General features: G+C 39.1%; 25 protein-coding genes. 20 read left to right on the forward strand and 5 right to left on the reverse strand.

Annotation, left to right across the window (positions count from 1 at the left end; translation table 11 throughout):
* Window positions 1–340: IS110 family transposase (locus PSR9079_RS07180; RefSeq protein WP_149980939.1), on the reverse strand; the 340-nt coding region annotated here is incomplete at its 3' end.
* 136 nt (window positions 341–476) lie between these two features.
* Between PSR9079_RS07180 and PSR9079_RS07185 the strand changes: the two genes are divergently transcribed.
* The 6 genes from PSR9079_RS07185 (at window position 477) to PSR9079_RS07210 (ending at window position 7,180) form a co-directional block, all read left to right on the forward strand.
* A complete protein-coding gene (locus tag PSR9079_RS07185; protein WP_149980940.1) occupies window positions 477–917 on the forward strand; it encodes a hypothetical protein in 441 nt (146 codons plus the stop codon).
* A 290-nt stretch (window positions 918–1,207) separates the two neighbouring features.
* On the forward strand, window positions 1,208–1,651 hold the full coding sequence (locus PSR9079_RS07190; RefSeq protein WP_149980941.1) for a hypothetical protein: 444 nt from the start codon (window positions 1,208–1,210) through the stop codon (window positions 1,649–1,651).
* A gap of 278 nt (window positions 1,652–1,929) precedes the next feature.
* Complete coding sequence (locus tag PSR9079_RS07195; protein ID WP_149980942.1) at window positions 1,930–2,622, forward strand: hypothetical protein; 693 nt, start codon at window positions 1,930–1,932, stop codon at window positions 2,620–2,622.
* 28 nt (window positions 2,623–2,650) lie between these two features.
* Window positions 2,651–3,445, forward strand: a complete 795-nt coding sequence (locus PSR9079_RS07200) for a TIGR02391 family protein (RefSeq protein ID WP_149980943.1) — start codon at window positions 2,651–2,653, stop codon at window positions 3,443–3,445.
* 401 nt (window positions 3,446–3,846) lie between these two features.
* Window positions 3,847–5,547: an ATP-dependent nuclease gene (locus PSR9079_RS07205; protein WP_149980944.1), complete on the forward strand. Its 1,701-nt coding sequence runs from the start codon at window positions 3,847–3,849 to the stop codon at window positions 5,545–5,547.
* Window position 5,548: 1 nt separating this feature from the next.
* Entirely contained in the window at window positions 5,549–7,180 is a 1,632-nt protein-coding gene (locus PSR9079_RS07210) for a UvrD-helicase domain-containing protein (protein WP_149980945.1), read from the forward strand.
* Window positions 7,181–7,415: 235 nt separating this feature from the next.
* Here the strand turns inward: PSR9079_RS07210 and PSR9079_RS07215 are convergent, their stop codons facing one another.
* On the reverse strand, window positions 7,416–7,847 hold the full coding sequence (locus PSR9079_RS07215) for a GNAT family N-acetyltransferase (RefSeq protein WP_149980946.1): 432 nt from the start codon (window positions 7,845–7,847) through the stop codon (window positions 7,416–7,418).
* Window positions 7,848–8,174: 327 nt separating this feature from the next.
* Between PSR9079_RS07215 and PSR9079_RS07220 the strand changes: the two genes are divergently transcribed.
* Both PSR9079_RS07220 and PSR9079_RS07225 read left to right on the forward strand, forming a co-directional pair.
* The gene (locus PSR9079_RS07220; protein WP_149980947.1) at window positions 8,175–8,543 is read left to right on the forward strand and encodes a hypothetical protein; all 369 of its coding nucleotides are present in this window, start codon (window positions 8,175–8,177) and stop codon (window positions 8,541–8,543) included.
* Between the two features lie 45 nt (window positions 8,544–8,588).
* Window positions 8,589–8,891 (forward strand): hypothetical protein, encoded by a 303-nt coding sequence (locus PSR9079_RS07225; RefSeq protein ID WP_149980948.1) that lies wholly within the window; start codon window positions 8,589–8,591, stop codon window positions 8,889–8,891.
* A 229-nt stretch (window positions 8,892–9,120) separates the two neighbouring features.
* Here PSR9079_RS07225 and PSR9079_RS07230 read toward each other — a convergent pair whose 3' ends face one another.
* Entirely contained in the window at window positions 9,121–9,915 is a 795-nt protein-coding gene (locus PSR9079_RS07230; RefSeq protein ID WP_149980949.1) for a helix-turn-helix transcriptional regulator, read from the reverse strand.
* Window positions 9,916–10,013: 98 nt separating this feature from the next.
* Here PSR9079_RS07230 and PSR9079_RS07235 point away from each other — a divergent pair, with 98 nt between their 5' ends.
* Window positions 10,014–10,388, forward strand: coding sequence for a DUF3224 domain-containing protein (locus tag PSR9079_RS07235; protein WP_149980950.1), 375 nt, complete (start codon window positions 10,014–10,016; stop codon window positions 10,386–10,388).
* A gap of 249 nt (window positions 10,389–10,637) precedes the next feature.
* Here the strand turns inward: PSR9079_RS07235 and PSR9079_RS07240 are convergent, their stop codons facing one another.
* Window positions 10,638–11,624, reverse strand: coding sequence for a 2-hydroxyacid dehydrogenase (locus PSR9079_RS07240; RefSeq protein ID WP_149981180.1), 987 nt, complete (start codon window positions 11,622–11,624; stop codon window positions 10,638–10,640).
* Window positions 11,584–12,105: a glutathione peroxidase gene (locus PSR9079_RS07245; protein ID WP_145233015.1), complete on the reverse strand. Its 522-nt coding sequence runs from the start codon at window positions 12,103–12,105 to the stop codon at window positions 11,584–11,586. The genes PSR9079_RS07240 and PSR9079_RS07245 overlap by 41 nt, the downstream gene beginning before the upstream one ends.
* Window positions 12,106–12,227: 122 nt before the next feature.
* Between PSR9079_RS07245 and PSR9079_RS07250 the strand changes: the two genes are divergently transcribed.
* The 11 genes from PSR9079_RS07250 (at window position 12,228) to PSR9079_RS07300 (ending at window position 21,322) form a co-directional block, all read left to right on the forward strand.
* Complete coding sequence (locus PSR9079_RS07250; RefSeq protein ID WP_149980951.1) at window positions 12,228–13,109, forward strand: NAD(P)-dependent oxidoreductase; 882 nt, start codon at window positions 12,228–12,230, stop codon at window positions 13,107–13,109.
* A 242-nt stretch (window positions 13,110–13,351) separates the two neighbouring features.
* The gene (locus PSR9079_RS07255) at window positions 13,352–13,990 is read left to right on the forward strand and encodes a thermostable hemolysin (RefSeq protein ID WP_149980952.1); all 639 of its coding nucleotides are present in this window, start codon (window positions 13,352–13,354) and stop codon (window positions 13,988–13,990) included.
* Window positions 13,990–15,462: an AMP-binding protein gene (locus PSR9079_RS07260; RefSeq protein WP_149980953.1), complete on the forward strand. Its 1,473-nt coding sequence runs from the start codon at window positions 13,990–13,992 to the stop codon at window positions 15,460–15,462. Before PSR9079_RS07255 ends, PSR9079_RS07260 begins: the two co-directional genes overlap by 1 nt.
* A complete protein-coding gene (locus PSR9079_RS07265) occupies window positions 15,459–16,148 on the forward strand; it encodes an iron-containing redox enzyme family protein (protein WP_149980954.1) in 690 nt (229 codons plus the stop codon). Before PSR9079_RS07260 ends, PSR9079_RS07265 begins: the two co-directional genes overlap by 4 nt.
* On the forward strand, window positions 16,145–16,939 hold the full coding sequence (locus tag PSR9079_RS07270; protein ID WP_149980955.1) for an SDR family oxidoreductase: 795 nt from the start codon (window positions 16,145–16,147) through the stop codon (window positions 16,937–16,939). The genes PSR9079_RS07265 and PSR9079_RS07270 overlap by 4 nt, the downstream gene beginning before the upstream one ends.
* 2 nt (window positions 16,940–16,941) lie before the next feature.
* On the forward strand, window positions 16,942–17,589 hold the full coding sequence (locus PSR9079_RS07275; RefSeq protein ID WP_149980956.1) for a hypothetical protein: 648 nt from the start codon (window positions 16,942–16,944) through the stop codon (window positions 17,587–17,589).
* A gap of 1 nt (window position 17,590) precedes the next feature.
* Window positions 17,591–18,250, forward strand: coding sequence for a response regulator transcription factor (locus tag PSR9079_RS07280; RefSeq protein WP_149980957.1), 660 nt, complete (start codon window positions 17,591–17,593; stop codon window positions 18,248–18,250).
* Entirely contained in the window at window positions 18,250–19,554 is a 1,305-nt protein-coding gene (locus tag PSR9079_RS07285) for an ATP-binding protein (RefSeq protein WP_145233023.1), read from the forward strand. Before PSR9079_RS07280 ends, PSR9079_RS07285 begins: the two co-directional genes overlap by 1 nt.
* Before the next feature lie 13 nt (window positions 19,555–19,567).
* Window positions 19,568–19,894, forward strand: a complete 327-nt coding sequence (locus PSR9079_RS07290; RefSeq protein ID WP_246175520.1) for a cupredoxin domain-containing protein — start codon at window positions 19,568–19,570, stop codon at window positions 19,892–19,894.
* Window positions 19,881–20,621, forward strand: coding sequence for an iron transporter (locus PSR9079_RS07295; protein WP_149980958.1), 741 nt, complete (start codon window positions 19,881–19,883; stop codon window positions 20,619–20,621). The genes PSR9079_RS07290 and PSR9079_RS07295 overlap by 14 nt, the downstream gene beginning before the upstream one ends.
* Window positions 20,622–20,659: 38 nt before the next feature.
* Window positions 20,660–21,322 (forward strand): hypothetical protein, encoded by a 663-nt coding sequence (locus PSR9079_RS07300; protein ID WP_246175522.1) that lies wholly within the window; start codon window positions 20,660–20,662, stop codon window positions 21,320–21,322.
* Window positions 21,323–21,326 lie beyond the last annotated feature (4 nt).

Consider the following 21,326-nt stretch of genomic DNA (forward strand, 5'->3'; position numbering starts at 1 on the left):
GTAATTTAGCGAGCTTAAGGGCATCACGTTTATCGGTTTTAATCTTCTCGCCTGGTTTTTTAGGAATAAGAGACGGGGCAACCACATAACAGCAATGGCCAAGGCTTGTGATTAATCTGTAAATCCAATAACCACAAGGGCCTGCTTCATAAACAAAGTGTAACGTTGCGCCAGGGTATTTAGATTCAAACTGACGAACAAGCTTTTGAACGGCAACTTTGGAAGAGGAAAATCGACCAAGGTGAACAGGTTGTGCACCTCTATGTTCTTCAATATAGGCGACTTCATTGAATTCTTTATGTGTATCAAGTCCGATAAAAAGTATGCTATGTTTATTCATGTTAGCCTCTGCTGTTTAGTTGATAGACAAACTAATTATGGCTCTGGCTTTGAATTAAGCTAACCCACGAAAAGCGGAGGCTAACACCGTGTGGGAGTCATTATGTCTAAATTTCTAAGCGGGAATCCTCAAGCATATGGCTAAACCAGCGAGAATTATCGTGCCAGACGAAAATGATCCAAAAGTTATCGAACTAGCGGACAGATACAAGTCGGCATTGAAGAAAGAGTTTTGGGTATGTGTCGCCTTATTAATGGGTACACTTATTATATTTGGTACTTTAAATTTTGTGCCATTCATGAAGCCTAGCTTCGAAACAGCTGGCTCGTGGCTCGAAAGGTCAGGTGCATTAGTTGGCGTAATGGCAATGTTTATTGAGTTTCGTTCAAGGTATATCAGTAATCTATTAAATGATGCCGTACCCCAATTACCACCATCTTTATTTCAGCAGATAAACCGTTATGCGAAGCATGAATCTATTATCCATAAAATAGTTCTTTTTCTTGGCGCGTCAGGCGCTGTTATTTGGAGTTATGGTTCTCCTATACTCACAGGTACACAAAGTTTATGGCAATAAAATTTAACAAACGCAATCACTCGGAACGCTTTAAGCTGTCTTCGTTTTTGCAAAGGGCCGCAAAAACGCAGCCATCTCAAATCGTCCGGAGTTGCGGGCGTTGAGGCTGTAGAATTACTCTTTTTTAAGAAAAACAGCCAATTTTATTGGGCCCAAATGCATTGTCTAGTGCTTTGAAAACGCCTAGAGTTAATTACAGGAACTCGTTTTTTAATTGAATTTGGCTGTTAGAGTAATTCTACAGCCACGTTATAGGGCAGTTCATCCATCACTTTAATAAGGGTAATTAATTGGCAACTGAAGAAGATAACTATAAAAGACCATTAAAGGATATTTATGACGGATTCCCTGAATCTTTGCGCATGTCAGTTAATAAGGATGCAGGCAAAATATGGAAATATTTCGTCTTATGGTGCTTCTTTATAATTCTATCTACGATGTGTGTTGTTGGTTGGATTAGTTGTGATTTAATTGATGAGAGTGTCGGAAAAAGAATTCAACGAGCGGGGGCTATTATTCCGTTATTTGCTGTATTTGGCGAAGCAGTATTTTTAATAAAATTAAATAATTTGGCCAGTGTTATTCACCCTGCAAAATTACTATGTGAAATTTATAAAGAGCGGCGCTTTAAACTTCTTAAAAACACATCGCTATATATAACTGCGTTTTTCATTTTTTTAGGTGGTATATTATCTGGTTATGGTGATTTGTTGTATAAGCAAATAGCTCTATAATCGGGTAATAAACGACAGTCTGTCGGAACGCCTTTTCGTTCCTTCGTCACTACAAGGCGTCCGCAGCTACGGGCGTTACCAATGTCTGTTTCTGGCACTTTTACGAAGTTCGGCTGAGAGCGAAAACCAGTTATTGAAAAAGTTAAATTTATTCCTGTTTTGATGAGTCGAATCCTAATTTTGTCTGATAACATTATTAACTACCTTTTTGGTGTTTTATAAACTATCAAAATAGTGATTATAAGATGTTATGTCTAAAAGTTAACTCATAGGTTTGTATGTTCACTAAGAAAGAAGATGTTTCAGAAGTTACTTTTAATTTAAACCTATTAACAGATAGGTTCACGTATGAAATTAAATACCTGCGGGAATATATGAATTTCTCTTCACTGTCTGTAGAGGAACGAACGGAAAGTTTAGGAGATCAAATATATCAAGATTCAATCGATAACCCGGAGCATGAGGCATTACTTCAAGAAATGTTTTTAGAAGAACAAAGAGCCATAAATAGCTATCTATATCATTCTTCGATCGTTTTGGTTTATACCGTTTTGGAAAGTACTTTGGCACAAATATGTACAGAGGTTAAATTCAAAGTAAAAGCAGATTTTTCATATGATGGCCTTTCTGGAGGAAATATAATCAAAAAGGCAGTTGAGTACTTAAAAATAACTGTTGGGTTGCCATTTTCATCTATAGAGCATATATGGCCTCGAATAGGACAGTTTCAAAATCTGAGAAATGAAATTGTGCATCAAAATGGAAAGTTCGCAGGTAAAAACGAAGACACGATAAGGCAAAATAAAAACAAAATGCTGAATATGTTTAACTCCTTGGAGCTTAACGAAAGTGAGACTCAATTCTACATTATGAGTGAGCATTTAGTTTGTGAATTTATAGATCGAACAGAAGCATTAATTCAAACAATTATTAGCGATATCGAATCAAAAACGTATGTCGTATCAAATTAAATGGAATAAATTATTTACACTATAAATCATGCAAAGAATCGAGACATTTAACTCCCAGAAACTTGAAGCCGCTTGTCGGGTATTAGCCGATACTGAGCGAGGACTAACTGGCCCTGAAATAGGTTGCCTGATTCAAGATTGCAAAATTAAAGATGTCACTCCTTCAATGACAAAATGGAAACGCCTGTTTAATGCTCTTGCAGAAGCGCAGAATAAATATCAGGTGGGAAACCACTTAATTATGTTTATTAATCGTGCGCTTGATCCAGTTAGCTACGCTAGGGACAAAGAAAAATTTGAGTGGCGCCGCTCTGAACTAAACGTTGTGTTGTCATTTTCTGGGTTCGCGGTAAGAGAAGATGGAAAGGTTTCTAAAACCACAAAAGAAACCACATTGAAAGGAGCGCGAGAACGAGCTGGCGCACTTCGCTCAAAGCTCGAAGATCGCGGAGCTCATGAAGAGGTTTTCAATTATTGTCGTGCTGAACTAGTTGATGAAAATTACTTTCATGCTGTCCTCGAAGCTGTAAAGGGTATTGCAGAACGAATTCGCAATATGTCATCTTTAACAACAGATGGCGCAGATCTATTTAATACCGCATTTTCTGTTAAGCACCCAATCTTAAAGATAAACGCTCTGAGAACAGATACAGAAATCAGTGAACAAAAAGGCTTTAGCAATATGCTTGTAGGGTTGTTTGGCGCAGTTAGAAATCCTGTAGCTCATGCGCCAAAAACATCGTGGCCTATGAGTGAGCTAGATGCACTGGATATTTTGTCAACGGTATCATTTATTCACAGGAAGCTAGACAATGCCCATTAAAGCTAAAATTGTGTGTAACATCCGTGTTAACAAGGCTATCAAAAATCGTTCCGGCCAAAAACGGCCTCCACTCGACGCGCTAACGCGCGTCTTTTATAGCGGAGTTACAAATGTCCGCTCATGGCACTGAGCCGGACTTCGGCAAAGAGCGATCAGCGGACGGTCGGGTAAACTCGTTTTTGGACAGAAACAAGTTAGAGCATGCTTATAAAAGTTAAAAAGTGAGTTAAATGTAAGGTTCCCTCTGTTTCCTTGCAATCAAGATAAATGAACTTTAATGATCAGCCATTACTAGCCAACAATAATGTACAATCAATTCAATGCGGCCCTTTAGTCGTTTTATGTAGCAATGCAGAATAGCTTACAGTGTATGATGAAGAAAAAGTCGCAAGGAGGATAGTTTGAAAATCGAAAAAGTAAACCTCAATGGTTTTAGAAATTTTAAAGCCGCATCAGTGAGTTTTAATGATAGAACTTTGATGATTGGCAGTAACGACGTTGGTAAAACAAACTTACTTTATGCTTTGCGCTTGTTGCTGGATAAGTCTCTATCAGACCGTGATATAGAACCTGAACTAACTGATTTTTATATCAACAGGAATGGCGAACAACCAGATACCTTTATAATAAATATATATTTTTCAGAAGTCACAGAGGATGCTGTTTTATCTATTTTAAAAGGGCATGTGAGTGACGATGGGAAATGTGTAATTTCAATGGTCGCTGATAGAGCAACACTGGATTGCCAAATATTCATAGGTTGTTCAGAAGGCGAGTTAGAATTAGTCCAATCCAGATTTTATTTAAAGCGTTTAAATCTAAGATATGTTCGCTCTAGAAGAGACCTCGAAAAGTTCATTAATATAGAAAAGAAAAAACTTCTAAAGCAATCTCTGGATAATCTTAAAGCGGCTGACCTGGCTGCCGATCAAGCAGAAATGAATGTAATTTCTGGGCAGTTAAATCAAGTGAACGATAAAGTAGCTGGGCTAAATTACGTTAAAGACGCAACATCTGTAGTTAATGAAGAATTAAAAAAGTTATCATATACAAATGGCGATTATAGTGTCCACTTAGATACAGGAGCCATTAAAGTTAATCAGTTCATTGATAATTTGGAGCTTGGAGCTTCAACTTCAGGATCTAAAATAATGCTAGGGGGTGATGGGAGAAATAACCAGATATTGTTAGCATTATGGAAGGCAAAAAGTCAAAGAGAGTTTGACCCTGAACATGAAGTAACATTCTATTGTGTAGAAGAACCTGAAGCTCACCTACACCCGCATCAACAACGTAAACTGGCTGACTACTTAATACATGAATTACCAGGCCAGACAATTATCACCAGTCATTCTCCACAAATAACTGAACGTTATAAACCTGACTCTATTATACGGCTCTTCTCAACAGCTGAAGGCTCTAAAGCAGCAAAAGGTGGCTGCTCCGATTGTATTTCAGATGCATGGGATGAGTTGGGGTATAGAATGAGCATACTTCCGGCAGAAGCTTTTTTTGCTAGTTGCGTATTTCTTGTAGAAGGACCTTCTGAAAAATTGTTTTATGAAGAGCTAGCGATCCAATTAGGGTTTGATTTAGATTTTTACAACATAACAATCTTATGTGTTGATGGTATTCAATTTAAAGTTTATTGCCAGATACTTGATGCAATGGAAATCCCTTGGGTGCTGAGAACGGACAATGACGTTTCTGGAACGAGGGGGAGAACAGATAAAAGAGCTGTAGGGTTTAATCGCTGTTTTTCTCTAAAGGGTTTACCCAATGCTCCATATTATCCGGCGAATACTACATCACAAGACCTTGTTGATAATGGTGCTTGGCAAAATGCTTCTAACCAAGTAAATCCAAATGGTATGTTCTTATCAAAAATAGACCTTGAGAATGATATTGCACTTGAGTTGAAAGCCGAGCTTTTAGCTTTCGCAGATAAAGAGGACGTAGTAGATGCCATCAAGTATTTGCAAGGTAAAAAAGCGATTAGAATGCGAGAGTTTATTTCACAAAATAGAGGCGCGTTTGCCAAGTTGGTCAGTGGTGAACTGGCAAAGCCCTTAGCATTCGCAGTAGCTAGGGCAATAGCTTAGTATGGCTGATTTTAAATTTACCCCTGATCAAGACGCTGCTATAGCTTCAAGAGCGAATATGGTTATTACTGCTTGCCCAGGAAGCGGTAAAACAACTGTTGTCGTAGAGAAAATAAGAAATGAAGTCCAATCGCTCCCTGACTATAAGGGCGTGATTGGTATTACGTTTACGGTAAAGGCCAGCAAAGAATTAAAACAACGGTGCAAAAAAGGTGCGTGCGATTTAAAGGCTAGCTATTTCGGGACCATTGATCATTTTTGTTTAAGTGAAATAATTTACCCATTTGGTGCACGGTTGATTGGTCACTCTTCTTCGGCTGTAGAGTGCAAATTATTCGATGAAGTTCCTCAAAATTTAAAAGAGCAAATTCCTACCATTTCTGGATACTCTGGTGACATCAAAACTGACATTTATTCAACATTTGAACAAGATATTAAGATTTTATATGAAAATGGGTATGTTTTACTTGAGCTGTTAGGCGTAATGGCTAACCATATTCTAAATACCTCATTAGCCTGCCAAAATTACTTTCGAGCAAAGTATTCTTCTCTTTATGTTGATGAGTATCAGGATTCATCTGAACCTCAACATATGTTATTTTTAAAATTAATAGATCTAGGTTTAACAGGTGTTGCAGTTGGGGATACACAGCAGTCAATTTATGCGTGGCGAGGAAGTAACCCAGAATATATTACAAGTTTAACTGCGCAGCCTGATGTCTTTGAACACCACATAGTTAATATAAACCACAGGTGCCACCCTTCAATTACCAACTATTCAAACAGATTGTTTAATCCAACTTGCGATTTAATTTCTACTGATGAAATAAGAGTTCATAGATGGAGTTATCAAGGTACTCAGCTTAATGTGTCTGAACAAGTTAGTGACTCTATCCAAGGTATTATCGAAAAAGGTATAACAGACTCTTATTCAAAAATAGGTATTCTAGTTAGAAACAATATATCTCTGGAATTTCTAGAGCAAAAGCTAAAAGTTCCTTTTAGAATTTTTGATGAAGATCCATTGGCTGTAAGAAATACTCGTATCACTAACTTGTATGCAAGTTTATTACGGTATCGTCTTAATGAAGATTATAGAATTAACGATGTAATCGAAACGGTTGATCGGTACATAAGAGTTCAAGAGCAACAGGTCGTTAATCTTCGGAGATTGATTTTTGATGTAATAGGTAAAGAATATGGAGAGTTGGCAGAATCGATTATTAAGATTTCTGAAGGTATTTTTGATTGTGTCGTTTCAGATTCAGATAAAGAGCTAATTCATAATATTTGTGTTGATAGCAAACTACTAAAACATTACATGCCAATTAACGAAAATGAAGTACAAGTAATGACTCTTCACAAATCCAAAGGACTGGAATTTGATGTGGTTTATCATTTAGATCTTTATGACTGGGTACACCCCAAAAGGCGTGTTGTTCAAGGGTCATGGGATGTTCATTACGACAACTGGGAGCAAGAGCTGAATCTACATTTTGTTGGTATTACTAGAGCAAAAAAGCACTGTATATTAGTTACCAGCAGCAATCGTCTAAACTATCAACATCAAGTAAAAAACGGTAAACCCTCTCAGTTTTTTGATCTGCCTGGGTTAGAGGGGTTATATACTTAATAAGTGCAGTTTTTAAGTTCTGTATTTAGCAGTAAACACCTTCATCATTGTTGCCTAGGTGCTTGTTTAAAATAAGGTACAGTTTGGTGAGTGTTGTACTTTACTGTGCGGTAAATCTAACTCGGAATGGGGCAAGGGTTAGTCAAGTTAGAACAACGCTCGCGTATACGGAAACGCCCAAAGTTATTAGCTTTGGGCGTTTCTTCTAACAAACTTGGTTACGACAAACCGAGCTTTAAAGTGTCATATGCAGAATTGGAAAAGGTTTTCCCATATCATCAAGTGGTGAACGAGAAACTACTTTAAAACCCATATGCTCATAGAAACCTACTGCTTGCGGGTTTTGTTCGTTTACATCGACTTTGGTTGCACCTAACTGCTCTATTGCGTATTGCAGTAGCACCTTACCAATACCATGCCCTCTTGCCTCGTTTAAAATGAACAGCATTTCAACCTTAGAATCATGGATACCCACGAAGCCTAGAATTGAGCCATCATTACTTTTAATACATCTTAACGTGACAGCAGGAAAAGCCTGCTCAATGATAATTGGTTTAAAAAACTCAATATCTTCTTCTGTTATGAAGTCATGAGTTGCTCGGACTGAGTTTTCCCAAACATTCAGCATTTTTGCGTAATCTTCAGGAAGCACATTTTCTACAATCATCGTATTCTCTCTAAAGTTGACTGAAATTCATGTGCAGCCGCGAGTGCGTATTTTATCCGAAAATAATTAAGTAGTCTAATGATGTAAGCAAAGGGTTCTGGCTTGGAATGGGGCGAGACGAGTTATATTTAAAACCCGTCTATGGACAGTCATGAGTTAGGCTGAAGGGCGGTTCTGTGCCATGAGCAGTCATTCATAATCAACTCGTTTCTGCCCCAAAGTTTGATACAACTCAGAACTTTTTCGTTCACTATAATAATAATAACACTTTACACTATGTTCTTTTATATGTAGTGTATTTGTGTGTTATATAAATAGGTTAGTGCAATGTTGGTTACAGATTATCTTCACCGCTCATTTATCCCACTATTTAAGGAACCTGAAGGGCAAGCAGTATGGGCCTTCCTTCAAAAGCCAGAAAATATTATTCGTATTGAAACCGCTGTTTATCTAGGAAAGAGTCCTCTTGAAGCTCTTACTCCCGAGCTATTAAAGTTAGATATACTGATGTCAAATGATGAAGACAAAGTAAATAGGCTGAAACAGCTCATTGGATCGTTAGTCAAATTCCTGTTGTGTCATCAGATTGGAGGCTACGAGTTAAAGCCAAGTAAGGTTAATATCACCGCTCAAGACGATAGACCACTGCTTTTCAAGACGGCTGCCACATATAAAATATTGAAGTATCAATCTTAACACACTGATTTAGTGAAACTACAAGTTTTAAATGAAGGTTATTAGATGAGCAAATTAACTATCGACATCGATTTTTTAAAAAAATTAAAAGTAGAAAACCCTGTCTATATTCGTAAAGTGATTGCCTCTCTCCGCGGTTATGAAGAGTCTACTGTGGTTTTTGGAAATACAGGCATTGGCCGTACACCCCACTATGAAGTCACACTTCCAAATGGAACTAGGTTGACAAAAAATGGAGTTAACCATGAGCCATTTAAATTTGATGATGATACGCCAAAAGAGGAGCGTTTCTTTAACCCCAACAATGTATCAAGATCGTTTTCTCTAAGTGAACTAAAGAGCCTTTAAAGATACGGGGACATCTTTTTGCCAGCCGCAAATACTGGTAGAAAGATAAAGGTCTTGGTAAGTCAGAGGAAACCTGCACTAATTATTCTTTTCCATACGCGTGTCAGATCGTACTGTTCTGACACGTTTCTGTCCAAAAACGAGTTTTTCTGGCCGTCTGCTTCTCGCTCCAAACAGAACTTCGTGAGTGTGCCATAAGCCGATATTGACTCTACTAGGATATAAAAATTCACTTTAGTTTGTTGTATCTGTTCGGAGTTATTCCTAAAATTTCTTTAAAATCTCGAATAAGGTGAGATTGATCAACATATTCCAATTGGGTAACAATATCTAAGATGCTAACGGAGTTGGTTTCAAGTTCATCTAAAACCCTACTAAGTCTGTACTTACGTATAAGCCATTTAGGACTAAGACCTACATATTCTGAGAAGTGTCGCTGAACAGATCGTGAAGAGATGTTAGCATAGCTTGCTACTTGCTTAACTGTACAAATATTTTCATTATTTTTGATCAATGAGACCAAACTTTGAGTGATAGCTTTTGACTTAGTGATCGGTTGAACAAAAGAAGCAAGATTATCATGAATATAGCTAATAACCTCTAAATCGTTTTCATGTTCATATAAAGATATTAAATTATTTACGAAATCTAAGCCAAATATCTTTTTGGCTAGTACCTCTTTATTAACATAATCTTCAATCGGCAGAGGTAAAAGTTCCTTTAAGGCTCCAGTTTCAAATTTCACACCTATTATTCGTCCTACCCCTTCCATTTTATAAGAGTATTTTTTGCTCACAGGCCCCAATAACTTAACCCCTTCTTTACTGATAATTAAGTGAAAATTTGGATCTGGTAAGTTTTGTTGAGTATGAGTTTTTTGCTCTTCTAAGTTCCAATTCACAAACCAAAATTGTTCAATAAACCCATTAAAAAGGTCACTTGGAAAATATCTACGTAAGTGATAGTTCTCTTCACTCACCTGACGGTGTAATACCCCTTTTATTTCTTCATTATTTATTTTCAAATCTGATCAGTCTTTTGTTTATTGTCGCGTTTTTACTATATCAAGCAACTAATAACGTAGTAACATTTTTTTGTTAGGTTGATTAAAAGGAAAAAACTATGGAGTTAAAAGGTACATTTCAAATTACCGACTGGCAAGAAACCGTTGAACAAGAATTTGAAAAGGGTAAGAAATTGAGTGCCGCATTGGTACAACAAGCTTACTCAGGTGATATTAATGGTAATAGCGAAGTAAGGTATCAGCTTTACTACAGCGAAAGTGGTGATGCTCTGTTCAACGGATTTGAAACCATTACATATGATAAAAACAATGAACAAGTTTTACTCACAATAAAACATGATGGAAGATTTGAGAGTGGAATTGCATCAAGCGAATTTACTATAGTTGATAGTAGCCATGAAAATAACCTAGTAGGTAAAAGTGGCACCTTCAGCTCCATAGAAGGAGGGAAAGCCACCTACCAAATTTCATAAATTCTTTACAAAGCGGACAATAGTATTACGTCCGCTTATCCCTCATAGCAGCCTATTAGCTGAACTCTAAATAGTGTTAGAACAGATATTTGTTACTCCAGCTTATGCAACTTAACCGGCTTAAACCAAGCTAACTTGGTTGATTTTTTAAGCCTTAGTTTTTAAACTTTGACCTAGCACCTAGCACCTAGCACCTAGCACCTAGCACCTAGCACCTAGCACCTAGCACCTAGCACCTAAATCAACCCCTTATTTAACTTCATTACTTAGTGGTTGGTTATTGGCGAACTCAAGTGCATTATTTACGGTGATTTGCGCAATTTCACTTAATGCTTCTTTGGTAAAAAAGCCTTGGTGGCCGGTGACCAGTACGTTTGGAAAACTTACCAAACGCGAAAACACATCGTCTTGCATAATTTCATCACTGCGGTCTTTAAAGAATAGTTCTGACTCTTGTTCGTACACATCTAGCCCTAAATAACCCAATTTTTTAGTTTTAAGTGCGCCAATACAGGCTTTGCTATCAACTAATGCGCCGCGGGAAGTGTTTATAAGCATCACCCCTTGCTTCATTTTGGCAAAAGCGTGTTCGTTGATCATATGATGAGTTTGCTCGGTTAACGGGCAGTGCAAAGAGATCACATCGCTTTGACTTAATAAAGTGTCTAGATCACAAATTGTATAATTGCCTGGTACTGCATAAGGGTCGCAAACCAATACATTTGCACCAAAGCCATTGAGTATATTTACTAAAGCCAAGCCAATTTTTCCACAGCCAATGATACCAATGGTTTTCTTGAATAAGTTAAAGCCAAGCAAGCCATTTAAATCAAAATTATCTTCACGGATACGGTTATAGGCTTTGTGAGTTTTGCGATTGAGGGTAAGCATTAATGCTACACAGTGCTCTGCAACTGCCTCAGGACTGTAAGCGGGTACTCGGCATACTTTGATGTTATGGGCATGTGCCGCAGCTAGGTCAACGTTATTAAAGCCAGCACAGCGTAATAAAATACATTTCACGCCGAATTGAGCAAGCTGATCAATAACCGTTTTATCAACGATATCGTTTACAAATACGCATACAGCATCAAAGCCTTGGCTAAGTATGGCACTTTTCGCATCAAGAGATTGTTCAAAACGGGTTAATTTGATACGTGTTTGATTGTTTAAACAGGCATCAAAAGATGCATGTTCATATTTTTGCGAACTGAAAAGCGCTACCGTTAGTTGCATCATTAATATTACTCTCTATGACCTGTTTCAAGGTGTCGGGTTTAGTGCGCGGTGCATAACGTACCGCCAATTGTCCCTCAGAGTTTATTAGAAACTTGGTGAAATTCCATTTTATAGCACGATTTTGTGCAATTCCTCGGGTATGTGCTTTTAAATAGTTAAATAACGGGTGAGCATCAGGGCCATTGACCATTACTTTACTAAACACAGGAAAACTAACATTAAACTGTTGTTGATAAAAGTCTTTAATATCAATGTTGTCTATTGGCTCATTGTAGTCAAATTGATTGCACGGAAATGCCAGCACAGTAAAACCATTCGCTTTATATTGCTGATATAGTTTCTCGAGTGCGCTTAACTGCACCGAAAAGTTACACTTACTGGCGGTATTGACGATTAAAATCGTTTTGCCTTTTAACTGACTTAAGGCAAAATTTTCGCCGTTATAAAGCGGGGCACTGAATTGATATATGCTATCCATAGGTTACCTATTTTGTGTCGTCCATGAAGAAATTTAATGAAGACTTTTTCATTCGCTTTTTTACTGTTCGGTTGAGATAATCAAATTATCTTTTTAAGTTACCACTGAAATAGGTCAATTTTATGTCAATGAAAGTCGCATTTATCGGTTTAGGTGTAATGGGTTATCCAATGGCGGGTCATTTAGCAACTGCCGGTCATCAAATAACCGTGTATAACCGTACCACAGCAAAAGCACAGCAATGGGCAGAAAAATACGCAGGTCAGGTGGCATTAACGCCAGCAAAAGCCGCAGAACATGCAGATATCGTATTTATGTGTGTAGGTAACGATGATGATTTACGCTCAGTCGTTTATGGTGCTGACGGGGTGATTAAAGGTATGCAAGCAGGCACTATTTTAGTCGATCACACTACGACTTCAGCCGAAGTTGCGCGCGAAGTATCCGCTAATGCGGCACTAAAAGATATTGCGTTTATTGATGCGCCAGTATCGGGTGGTCAAGCTGGTGCTGAAAATGGTGTATTAACAGTCATGGCTGGTGGCGACTCAGCAGTGTTTGCAAAAGTACAACCAGTTATGGCGGCATTTAGCCGTTTTAGCCAGTTACTTGGCGAAGTTGGCTCTGGGCAGTTGTGTAAGATGGTTAATCAAATCTGTATCGCGGGCGTTGTACAAGGCTTGGCCGAGGGCTTACATTTTGCCAAACAAGCAGGCCTTGATGGCGAAAAAGTCATTGAGACGATTGCAAAAGGTGCGGCTGGTTCATGGCAAATGGAAAACCGTTACAAAACCATGTGGGCAGGTGAGTACGAATTTGGTTTTGCTGTTGATTGGATGCGTAAAGATTTAGGTATTGCGTTAGATGAAGCAAAAAATAATGGTGCCACTTTACCAATGACCGCGACGGTCGATCAGTACTACGCTGACGTACAAGCACTTGGTGGTGGGCGTTTTGACACATCAAGCTTATTGGCGCGCATCGAAGCGTTACATAAAAAATAGATAATCAGAGCGTCGGATAATAAGTCTATCTCCAGCAAGTAAATTAAACGCTAACTGTCTTAAATTTACTTGCATAAGCCCGCAATTAGCGGGTAGATGTGGCTTATTATTCCTGAAATCTCCAGTTACGTAATCACTGACCCAAACATTGTTTGGGTTTTTTTATAAAAATTAATTTTTCTTAAGGTTTATTTAAGTTTTGCTCGTTAGATTTTACCCATAGTCTAAAAAGAGCGAACACTATGCAATCACTTCAAGTTACTAACTTGCCTGTTACCAACACACATGATTATGTGTGTGCTAATGCAAACATGCCATTTCGTGTGCAATTAGAGCAAGTCGTTAAAGCGAGTTTTGCCAGAGCTTACGGCGCCAATATTAAGCAGTTTATGCCGGTGTTATGCCAATTAAGTATTGCCGCTGATTCTTGCACGCTGGGACTTAGAGCTGCTACTCAATCACTTTTTATCGAGCAATACTTACCAGAGCCGATTGAATACTTTGTTGATGTACCGAGGGAAGATATTTACGAGCTTGGTAATTTATGCTCAACAAATCGCAAAGCTACTCTCGCTCATTTTGTACTAATGAATGAAGCACTTTATCAAATTGGCGCAAAACGTTTGGTATTTTGTGCCACTGCAAAGGTTAGAGCATTATTAAAAATGCTCTCAGTTAATTGCACTGAAATTGCATTAGCCAATAGTCAGGCACTTGATAACCCAGCAGATTGGGGGACTTATTATGAAAATAAACCAACACTGTGTGTGGTTGATTTAGCGGCTGCTCATGATTGCGTAATAAACACACCTCATTTGTTTAATATTAAACAGCACTATCATCAAGCGAGTTGCCAACTAGCATCGCAATTGGAGGCATAATGGGGTTTTTATCGAAATTACCACACGCAGCGCTTGATACTGTGATTGTTGATCATCATGACCAACAAATGCAGCCGATCAGTAAACAGATGCTGATGCAAGCAGTGGCAGAGTTAATTATCGACTTTAAAGCGCTTGATATGTCAGCCGTGGCGTTTGTAATGGACAATACGCCTGCTTGGTTAATTGTTGACTTTGCATTGATTGAGTTACAACAAGTAAGCATTCCGCTGCCGACCTTTTTTAGCCCACAACAGCTAACTAATAGCGTGAATAAAAGCGGCGTTTCGCATTTTATCAGCGACACCCCCTGTGAACTTGACGGGTTAGAATGTATTGCGACCTTGAGCGTGTTAACCCGCTACCCGCTTTATATCTATAAAGTAAGCGCGTCGAGCCCTACAACATTTTTTACAGATACCCAAAAAGTGACGTTTACTTCAGGCTCTACCGGTGAGCCAAAGGGAGTGTGTTTATCTTTACAAAGTCAATTACAAGTGGCGACCTCATTGCATAAAAAAATAGCGATAAAACAGCCAAAACATCTGTGTTTATTACCTTTGCCAGTATTACTTGAAAACATTGCAGGGGTTTTTGCACCGTTATTAGCCGCAGGTGAAGTGCATGTTATGACACTGCCAGAATTAGGCTTCTCTGGGGCAAAATTAAATGATGCCAGTCAACTGATCAATGCCATTGATCGTGTGCAACCGAATACGCTTATTTTGGTGCCAGAATTATTGACCTGTTTAGTTTGGTTTGCCAAGCAGGGATGGACAGTACCAAAGAGCCTGAAATTTATTGCCGTTGGTGGCGCTGTACTCAGCAGTGAATTGATCACTGTGGCGCGTAGTTTAGGGTTACCAGTTTATCAAGGTTATGGTTTATCTGAAGCTTCATCAGTGGTGAGCTTAAACACGCCAAATGATGATGACATAGAGTGTGCAGGGCGGGTGTTAAATCACTTGCAAAGCAAACTGGTAGACGGGCAGCTATTTATTAAAGGACCCTTATTTTTAGGCTATTTAGGTCAACAACCCCATGATCAAACGAGTTGGTATGCAACCGGTGATTTGGTTGATCAACAACAAGGTCGGTTAACTATTAAGGGGCGTTTAAAAAACCAAATTATTACTAGTTTTGGGCGCAACATCAGCGCTGAGTGGCCTGAATCTTTGCTACTCAGTAACAGTGAAGTACAACAAGCTGTTGTCTTTGGTGAAGGTAAAGCGCATTTAGTAGCACTTATTTATGCATCAGTAAATATGACTGATGAGGTATTAGCCGAGCATTGTAGAGGTATTAACGCACAATTACCTGAATATGCCCAAATTAAAACATTTCATCGCTTAGCTGAACCACTTACTGCAGAGCGGGGATTATTAACCAGTAATAACCGCCCTAAACGCCAAGCAATAGCAAACTATTATCATGCACAACTAACAGCACTGTACAGTGAGGCAATATTATGAGCAATTTTTTCGAGACATTAAAATCACAAACCCAAGCAGAACGCGAGTATTTACTGGCTGCACCGATCATTGCTCGAGTATTCAAGGGGCAAGTAAGCACAACTGAGTATGCTTCATTTTTAGCTCAAGCCTATCATCACGTTAAACATACGGTGCCATTAATGATGGCCGTGGGCGCGAAATTATCGACTGAACAAGAGTGGATCCGCGAGGCTGTTGCACAATATATAGAAGAAGAAATAGGTCATCAAGAGTGGGTGCTCAATGATATTGCAGCCTGTGGTTTTGATAAACAACAAGTACGTCAAAGTGCTCCCAAATTTGCCACCGAGTTAATGGTTGCTTATGCCTACGATACAATTAATCGTGGTAATCCATTGGCATTTTTTGGCATGGTGCATGTACTCGAAGGTACTTCAATTGCGTTAGCCGATAATGCGGCAAGTAATATAGCCAATATGACCGGATTACCTAAAAAGGCATTTAGCTATTTAACATCTCATGGAGCTTTGGATATTGAGCATGTGAAGTTTTTTGAAGATCTGATGAATAAAATAGAGTCTCCTGCAGATCAACAAGCGATTGTGCATGCCGCTAAATGTTTTTATAAGTTATATGGCAATATTTTTCGTGAATTAGATACAGATCCACAGTTTGCAAGTAGCGACTTGGAGCAAACTGCATGAACCGTCCACTTTGCGTATTAACAGGTGCGACAGGCGGAATTGGTCAAGCCGTAGCATTAAAGTTGATTCAGCATGGCTGGCGTTTACTGTTAGTTGGTCGTCAACAAGCACAACTAGAGGCATTACAGGTTAAGTGTGGCCAAGACTGTGAGATATTTATTGGTGATTTAACATCAGCACAGACTCGCCAAAAATTACTTGAACATGCTAAATCACTTGGTGGTGCAACAATGCTTATCAATAACGCTGGCATTAATGTGATGCAAGGTTTTAGTGAAATGACGGAGCAGCAAATAGATGACTTACTGATCGTTAATCTGTCGGTGCCAATTAAGTTATGCCAACTATTTTTACCACAAATTTTAGCTAAAAAAGGCTCAATTGTTAATGTGGGATCATCGTTTGGTAGTATTGGTTACCCTTATCAAACCTTATATTGCGCAAGTAAATTTGGTTTACGAGGAATGACCGAAGCGCTGGCCCGCGAACTCAGTCACTGTGATGTAAAAATATTATATTTAGCACCTAGAGCAACTGATACAAATATCAATTCAGTGCAAGTACGCGCGATGAATAAAGCTTTAGGCAATACAATGGATCCACCTGATAAAGTGGCAGATGCGCTTATTTCATTATTGAAATCTGGAAATTCACGCAGTTACATTGGTTTTCCAGAACGCTTATTTGTCAAACTAAATGGTGCTTTTCCATCCTTAGTAGATAACGCAATTGCAAAACAACTTCCTAAAATTAAAAGTTTTTTTGCAGATAAAATTGATAAAGGTGAATGACTATGACTAAACTACTTTATACTAGCTGCTTGTTAACTGGGATATTTTTAACCAGCGCAGCGCATGCCGATCTTGCTAGCGAATTAACTCAGGTGCAAACAAGTTGGGCAACTGTGAATTATGAATTAGTAGATAAAGCGCAGCTCAATGCATTTGAAAAGTTATCAGAGCAGGCCGCTGAGTTTGCAAAGACCTATGATGATCAGGCACAAAGCCATATTTGGTATGGTATTGTGCTATCTAGTTATGCTGGGGCAAAAGGCGGCTTAGGTGCATTAGGATTAGCAAAAGATGCTAAAGCACAGTTAGAGCAAGCCATAGAAATTGATGCCAATGCGTTATCAGGCTCTGCTTACACCAGTTTAGCGACCCTATATAGTAAAGTACCGGGTTGGCCAATTGGATTTGGTGATGATGACAAAGCGAATGCATTATTTAACCAAGCGCTTGCTATTAATCCAAACGGTATCGATAGTAATTACTTATACGCGGCATTTTTGTATGACGAAAGAGAATACAAAAAGGCAAAAACACATTTACTTGCCGCTCAACAGGCACCGGCACGCCCTGATAGGCCAAAAGCGGATTTATACCGCCAGCAAGAGATCACCCAGTTATTGGTAAAAGTAGATAAGAAACTAAAGAGATAATATGCATTTACTACTGGTTGAAGATGATAAGTTAGTGGCTGAAGGATTATGTCGTTCACTTCGCCAACAAGGTTACAGTGTAGAGCACTGTGCTAGTATAAAATCAGCCATGCAATGGCTCGAAAATGACGAGATCGAACTACTTGTACTTGATTTAGGACTACCTGATGGCGATGGCATTGATGTATTAAAACACGTCAAAAAGCATCGCCCTAACTTACCTGTAGTGATCTTAACGGCACGCGGTAGTATTGACGACAAAGTACAAGGGCTAGATTTAGGTGCTGATGATTATTTAGCTAAGCCATTCGATCCTGCTGAATTATTTGCCCGTTTAAGAGTCGCTAGTCGGCGCGTAACTCATGCGCAATCAAGTACTATTAATGTAGCAAATGTAGAAATGGATACCTCCGCTTTTACAGTCACACTTGATCAGGAACCGGTAAACCTGCCGCGTAAAGAGTTTATGTTACTAAAAGCACTTTTTGAAAATCAAGGGCGCGTATTGTCCAAACAACAATTAGAGAGCAAACTATATGAATGGGGCGAAGAAGTAGGTTCAAATACTATTGAGGTGCATATTCATCATCTACGTAAAAAGCTCCCTAAAGATCTAATTAAAACCTTACGTGGCATAGGTTATGTGGTAGGTAAACGTTAGTGTCAATTAAACGCAGATTAACGCTGATTATTTTATCAACGGTGATCCTGACTTGCTTTTTGGCATTCAGCAAAGGCTACCGCGAAAGTATGAGCCAGGCCGAGCTGCTACTTGATAACGAATTGCAAACCATTGCTCATGTACTGATCGAGCAACCTATACACAGCGACAAGCCAGTGTTAAGAAGTGATCTAACTCGATTACTGTTTCAAATTTGGCAAGATAACAATTTGCTTAGCGCGTCTAAATCATTAGCTGAACTGGCGCAAAAACCAAGACTGAACGGATTTAGTGTTGAAAACTTAGCCGGGCAGCGGATGCGAGTATTCAGATTAACCATGCAGACAAAACAAGTGCTGGTGGCTGAGCCGCTGAGTAAACGTTATGAACTTAGTGAGACCATGATTTTGTCAGCAATGACACCTTTGCTTTGGAGTGTGCCACTGCTTGCGGTGTTGATCAGTCTATTTGTCAAACAAGGATTGAGGCCCTTAACACGCCTTTCAACATTATTAAAAACGCGACAAGCCAATGACTTTACTGCCATTAATTGGCAAGTGAGCGAATACGAAATTAAACCGGTGATCTCACGGTTAAATGATCTGTTTAAACGTGTAGAAAGTGCCTACTTAAGAGAGCGCTTTTTTGCCTCAGATGCTGCCCACGAATTACGCACCCCGCTAAGTAGTTTAAAAATAAATGTTCATAATCTACGCGCACAAGGTGATGGTTGCTTGGAACTTGATGCAATGGCGCAAGGTATCGATAAACTTAGTAATATTGTTGAGCAAATGTTGATTTTGGGACGCACCTATCCAGAGCAATGGCAGGCACAATTTAGCCCAATTTCAGTGCTAGAGGTCAGTCAACAAGTGGTTGCACAGCTATACGAACGACTTGATGCAAAACAACATATGATCAGTATTGAAGGCGATGATTATGTTATTAATGGTGACCAATTTACCTTGGCAACCTTATTTAGTAATTTATTAAGTAACGCCATAAAATATACGCCCAGTGGTGGCAATATAGTGATCCGCTTAAGCAATCAGCAAGGTGCGTATGGTTGGCAGATTGATGACTCAGGTCCTGGCATTGATGATGCCCATAAAGCACGAATTTTTAACCGTTTTTACCGTGTTGGAGGTGATAAACACCCCTCTGGAGAGCAAGGTGCCGGATTAGGTATGGCGATAGTTGAACATATAGTAACAATTTATGATGCAAGTATTTCTTTAGCCGACAGTGAATTAGGCGGCTTACAAGTACGAGTAGAATTTATGCAAGGAGCAGAGAGTGAATAACTGGTTAGGGTTTATCAGCCTGCTGCTATTTAGCGTATTACCATTTTCGTGTTTTGCTAAAGAATATAAATTAATTTTAAAAGATCACCTTTTTTATCCCGCGGAGATCATTGTTCCGGCCAATACTAAACTAAAACTTTTAATTGAAAATCAAGATAGTACGCCAGAAGAGTTTGACAGTTTTGATTTAAATCGAGAAAAAGTGCTGTATCCTAATCGTAGTAGTGTGATTTATATCGGGCCACTGAGCCCTGGGCGTTATGAGTTTTTTGGCGAGTTTTCACCTAACACAGCCCGTGGGGCAGTATTAGTAGAAGGAAAGACTGATGCTGATAACTAGTTTATTGATGAGTATAAATCAGCTGTTACCAGTCGTGATTTTACTCGTGCTGTTACAGTCATTGCTAAAGCTAAACCAGCGAGTGCTGATAGTGACCGCTTTTGTTGGGCTGCTTTGTAGTATTATTTATGTACAAAGTGCTGCTTGGTTGAGCCAGTTATTTGATCATCGCGGCCTAGAGTTTAGTCAAATGCTGTTATGTGTCATCGTGTATATTGCATCACTAATAAGTTGTAAACAGCAGCGTTTATTCGCATTGCTTGCAATAGTTGCGGTTATGGCGCTGTATTTGAGTCACTATTTTATTTATCTGGTTGGTTTTTGGCATAACACCGATACAGCAAAACCTTTGCTTATAGGGACATCTTTGGGAATAGGGATCTGTGGTAGTTTTGGTGTGTTGCTATTATTTTTACTGCACAGTGTTAGAGCACGATTTGGTGTGTATCCACTGATGTTGTTTTTGGCTTTTAATGCCTCGGCAAAATTACTGATAGTATTAGATCTGGCCAGCCAAATTGACTTGATCAATATTACGTCCAACTACTTTGATTGGCGTGCAGTGCTAGTCGAAAACTCAGAGTTAGGCCGTGTACTCAAAGCCTTAGTCGGCTATGAGGCAACGCCAAGCAAAACTGCATTATGGCTTTATCTAGTGGCGGTTATAGCCTTTATTGGCAACAGTATAGTATTTACTCGGCAATTTTCTCAAAAGGAGCCATCATGAGATTTATTCTCGCGTGGTGCTTAACTTCGCTTTTGTTCATGGCATCGTTTAATGTGCGAGCCGATGGAATAGTCGTAGATAAAGTTTACCACCCTTACGTATTACCATTTGAGCGCGAATTTGAATGGCGTTTGATCTCTCATCAAACAGATAAGGGCAATATTTTAGCCCAACGAATTGGCTTAGGTGGCTCGTTTAACGACACTATGAGTTTGGAAGGTTATGCGGTTGGAGAACGTGATGACGACGGTAACTTTGGCTTCTCAGCCTACGAACTAGAACTGCGTTGGCAGTTGGTGGAGCAAGGGCGGCTGTGGGCTGATTGGGGCGCCTTATTTGAACTTGAAAAGCAAGAAGGCAAAGATAGTTATGAAGCCACAACTGGCTTTTTATGGGAAAAAGAATTTGGTCGGACTAGCCTCACCATGAATGCATTTTTAGTCTACGAGTGGGGCGGTGATATTAAAAACGAATGGGAAACTGAGTTTCGCGCGCAGTATCGCTATCGTTTTCGCTCTGAGTTTCAGCCTGCATTAGAGCTATACGCCGGAGAAGACTTCTTTGGTATTGGCCCTGGTTTTATTGGGCTGCATCGATTTTCAGCGAAGCGACAACTAAAGTGGGAAGCAGGATTTGTGACCGAGCTGAGCCAACAAGGTAAAGATCATAGTTTTCGCCTTGCCCTAGAGTTTGAATTTTAAAGTA

It is taken from the genome of Pseudoalteromonas rhizosphaerae (genome assembly GCF_902498845.1).
GTDB lineage: Bacteria > Pseudomonadota > Gammaproteobacteria > Enterobacterales > Alteromonadaceae > Pseudoalteromonas > Pseudoalteromonas rhizosphaerae.

Bases quoted from the DNA above. Each gene is read 5' to 3' on its own strand.
- PSR9079_RS07195 (WP_149980942.1), top strand. From the start codon at position 1,930: ATGTTCACTAAGAAAGAAGATGTTTCAGAAGTTACTTTTAATTTAAAC.
- PSR9079_RS07250 (WP_149980951.1), top strand. From the start codon at position 12,228: ATGTCAATGAAAGTCGCATTTATCGGTTTAGGTGTAATGGGTTATCCA.
- PSR9079_RS07255 (WP_149980952.1), top strand. From the start codon at position 13,352: ATGCAATCACTTCAAGTTACTAACTTGCCTGTTACCAACACACATGAT.
- PSR9079_RS07300 (WP_246175522.1), top strand. From the start codon at position 20,660: ATGGCATCGTTTAATGTGCGAGCCGATGGAATAGTCGTAGATAAAGTT.
- PSR9079_RS07200 (WP_149980943.1), top strand. From the start codon at position 2,651: ATGCAAAGAATCGAGACATTTAACTCCCAGAAACTTGAAGCCGCTTGT.
- PSR9079_RS07235 (WP_149980950.1), top strand. From the start codon at position 10,014: ATGGAGTTAAAAGGTACATTTCAAATTACCGACTGGCAAGAAACCGTT.
- PSR9079_RS07240 (WP_149981180.1), bottom strand. From the start codon at position 11,624: ATGCAACTAACGGTAGCGCTTTTCAGTTCGCAAAAATATGAACATGCA.
- PSR9079_RS07270 (WP_149980955.1), top strand. From the start codon at position 16,145: ATGAACCGTCCACTTTGCGTATTAACAGGTGCGACAGGCGGAATTGGT.
- PSR9079_RS07265 (WP_149980954.1), top strand. From the start codon at position 15,459: ATGAGCAATTTTTTCGAGACATTAAAATCACAAACCCAAGCAGAACGC.
- PSR9079_RS07280 (WP_149980957.1), top strand. From the start codon at position 17,591: ATGCATTTACTACTGGTTGAAGATGATAAGTTAGTGGCTGAAGGATTA.
- PSR9079_RS07295 (WP_149980958.1), top strand. From the start codon at position 19,881: ATGCTGATAACTAGTTTATTGATGAGTATAAATCAGCTGTTACCAGTC.
- PSR9079_RS07215 (WP_149980946.1), bottom strand. From the start codon at position 7,847: ATGATTGTAGAAAATGTGCTTCCTGAAGATTACGCAAAAATGCTGAAT.
- PSR9079_RS07225 (WP_149980948.1), top strand. From the start codon at position 8,589: ATGAGCAAATTAACTATCGACATCGATTTTTTAAAAAAATTAAAAGTA.
- PSR9079_RS07245 (WP_145233015.1), bottom strand. From the start codon at position 12,105: ATGGATAGCATATATCAATTCAGTGCCCCGCTTTATAACGGCGAAAAT.
- PSR9079_RS07185 (WP_149980940.1), top strand. From the start codon at position 477: ATGGCTAAACCAGCGAGAATTATCGTGCCAGACGAAAATGATCCAAAA.
- PSR9079_RS07260 (WP_149980953.1), top strand. From the start codon at position 13,990: ATGGGGTTTTTATCGAAATTACCACACGCAGCGCTTGATACTGTGATT.
- PSR9079_RS07275 (WP_149980956.1), top strand. From the start codon at position 16,942: ATGACTAAACTACTTTATACTAGCTGCTTGTTAACTGGGATATTTTTA.
- PSR9079_RS07220 (WP_149980947.1), top strand. From the start codon at position 8,175: ATGTTGGTTACAGATTATCTTCACCGCTCATTTATCCCACTATTTAAG.
- PSR9079_RS07210 (WP_149980945.1), top strand. From the start codon at position 5,549: ATGGCTGATTTTAAATTTACCCCTGATCAAGACGCTGCTATAGCTTCA.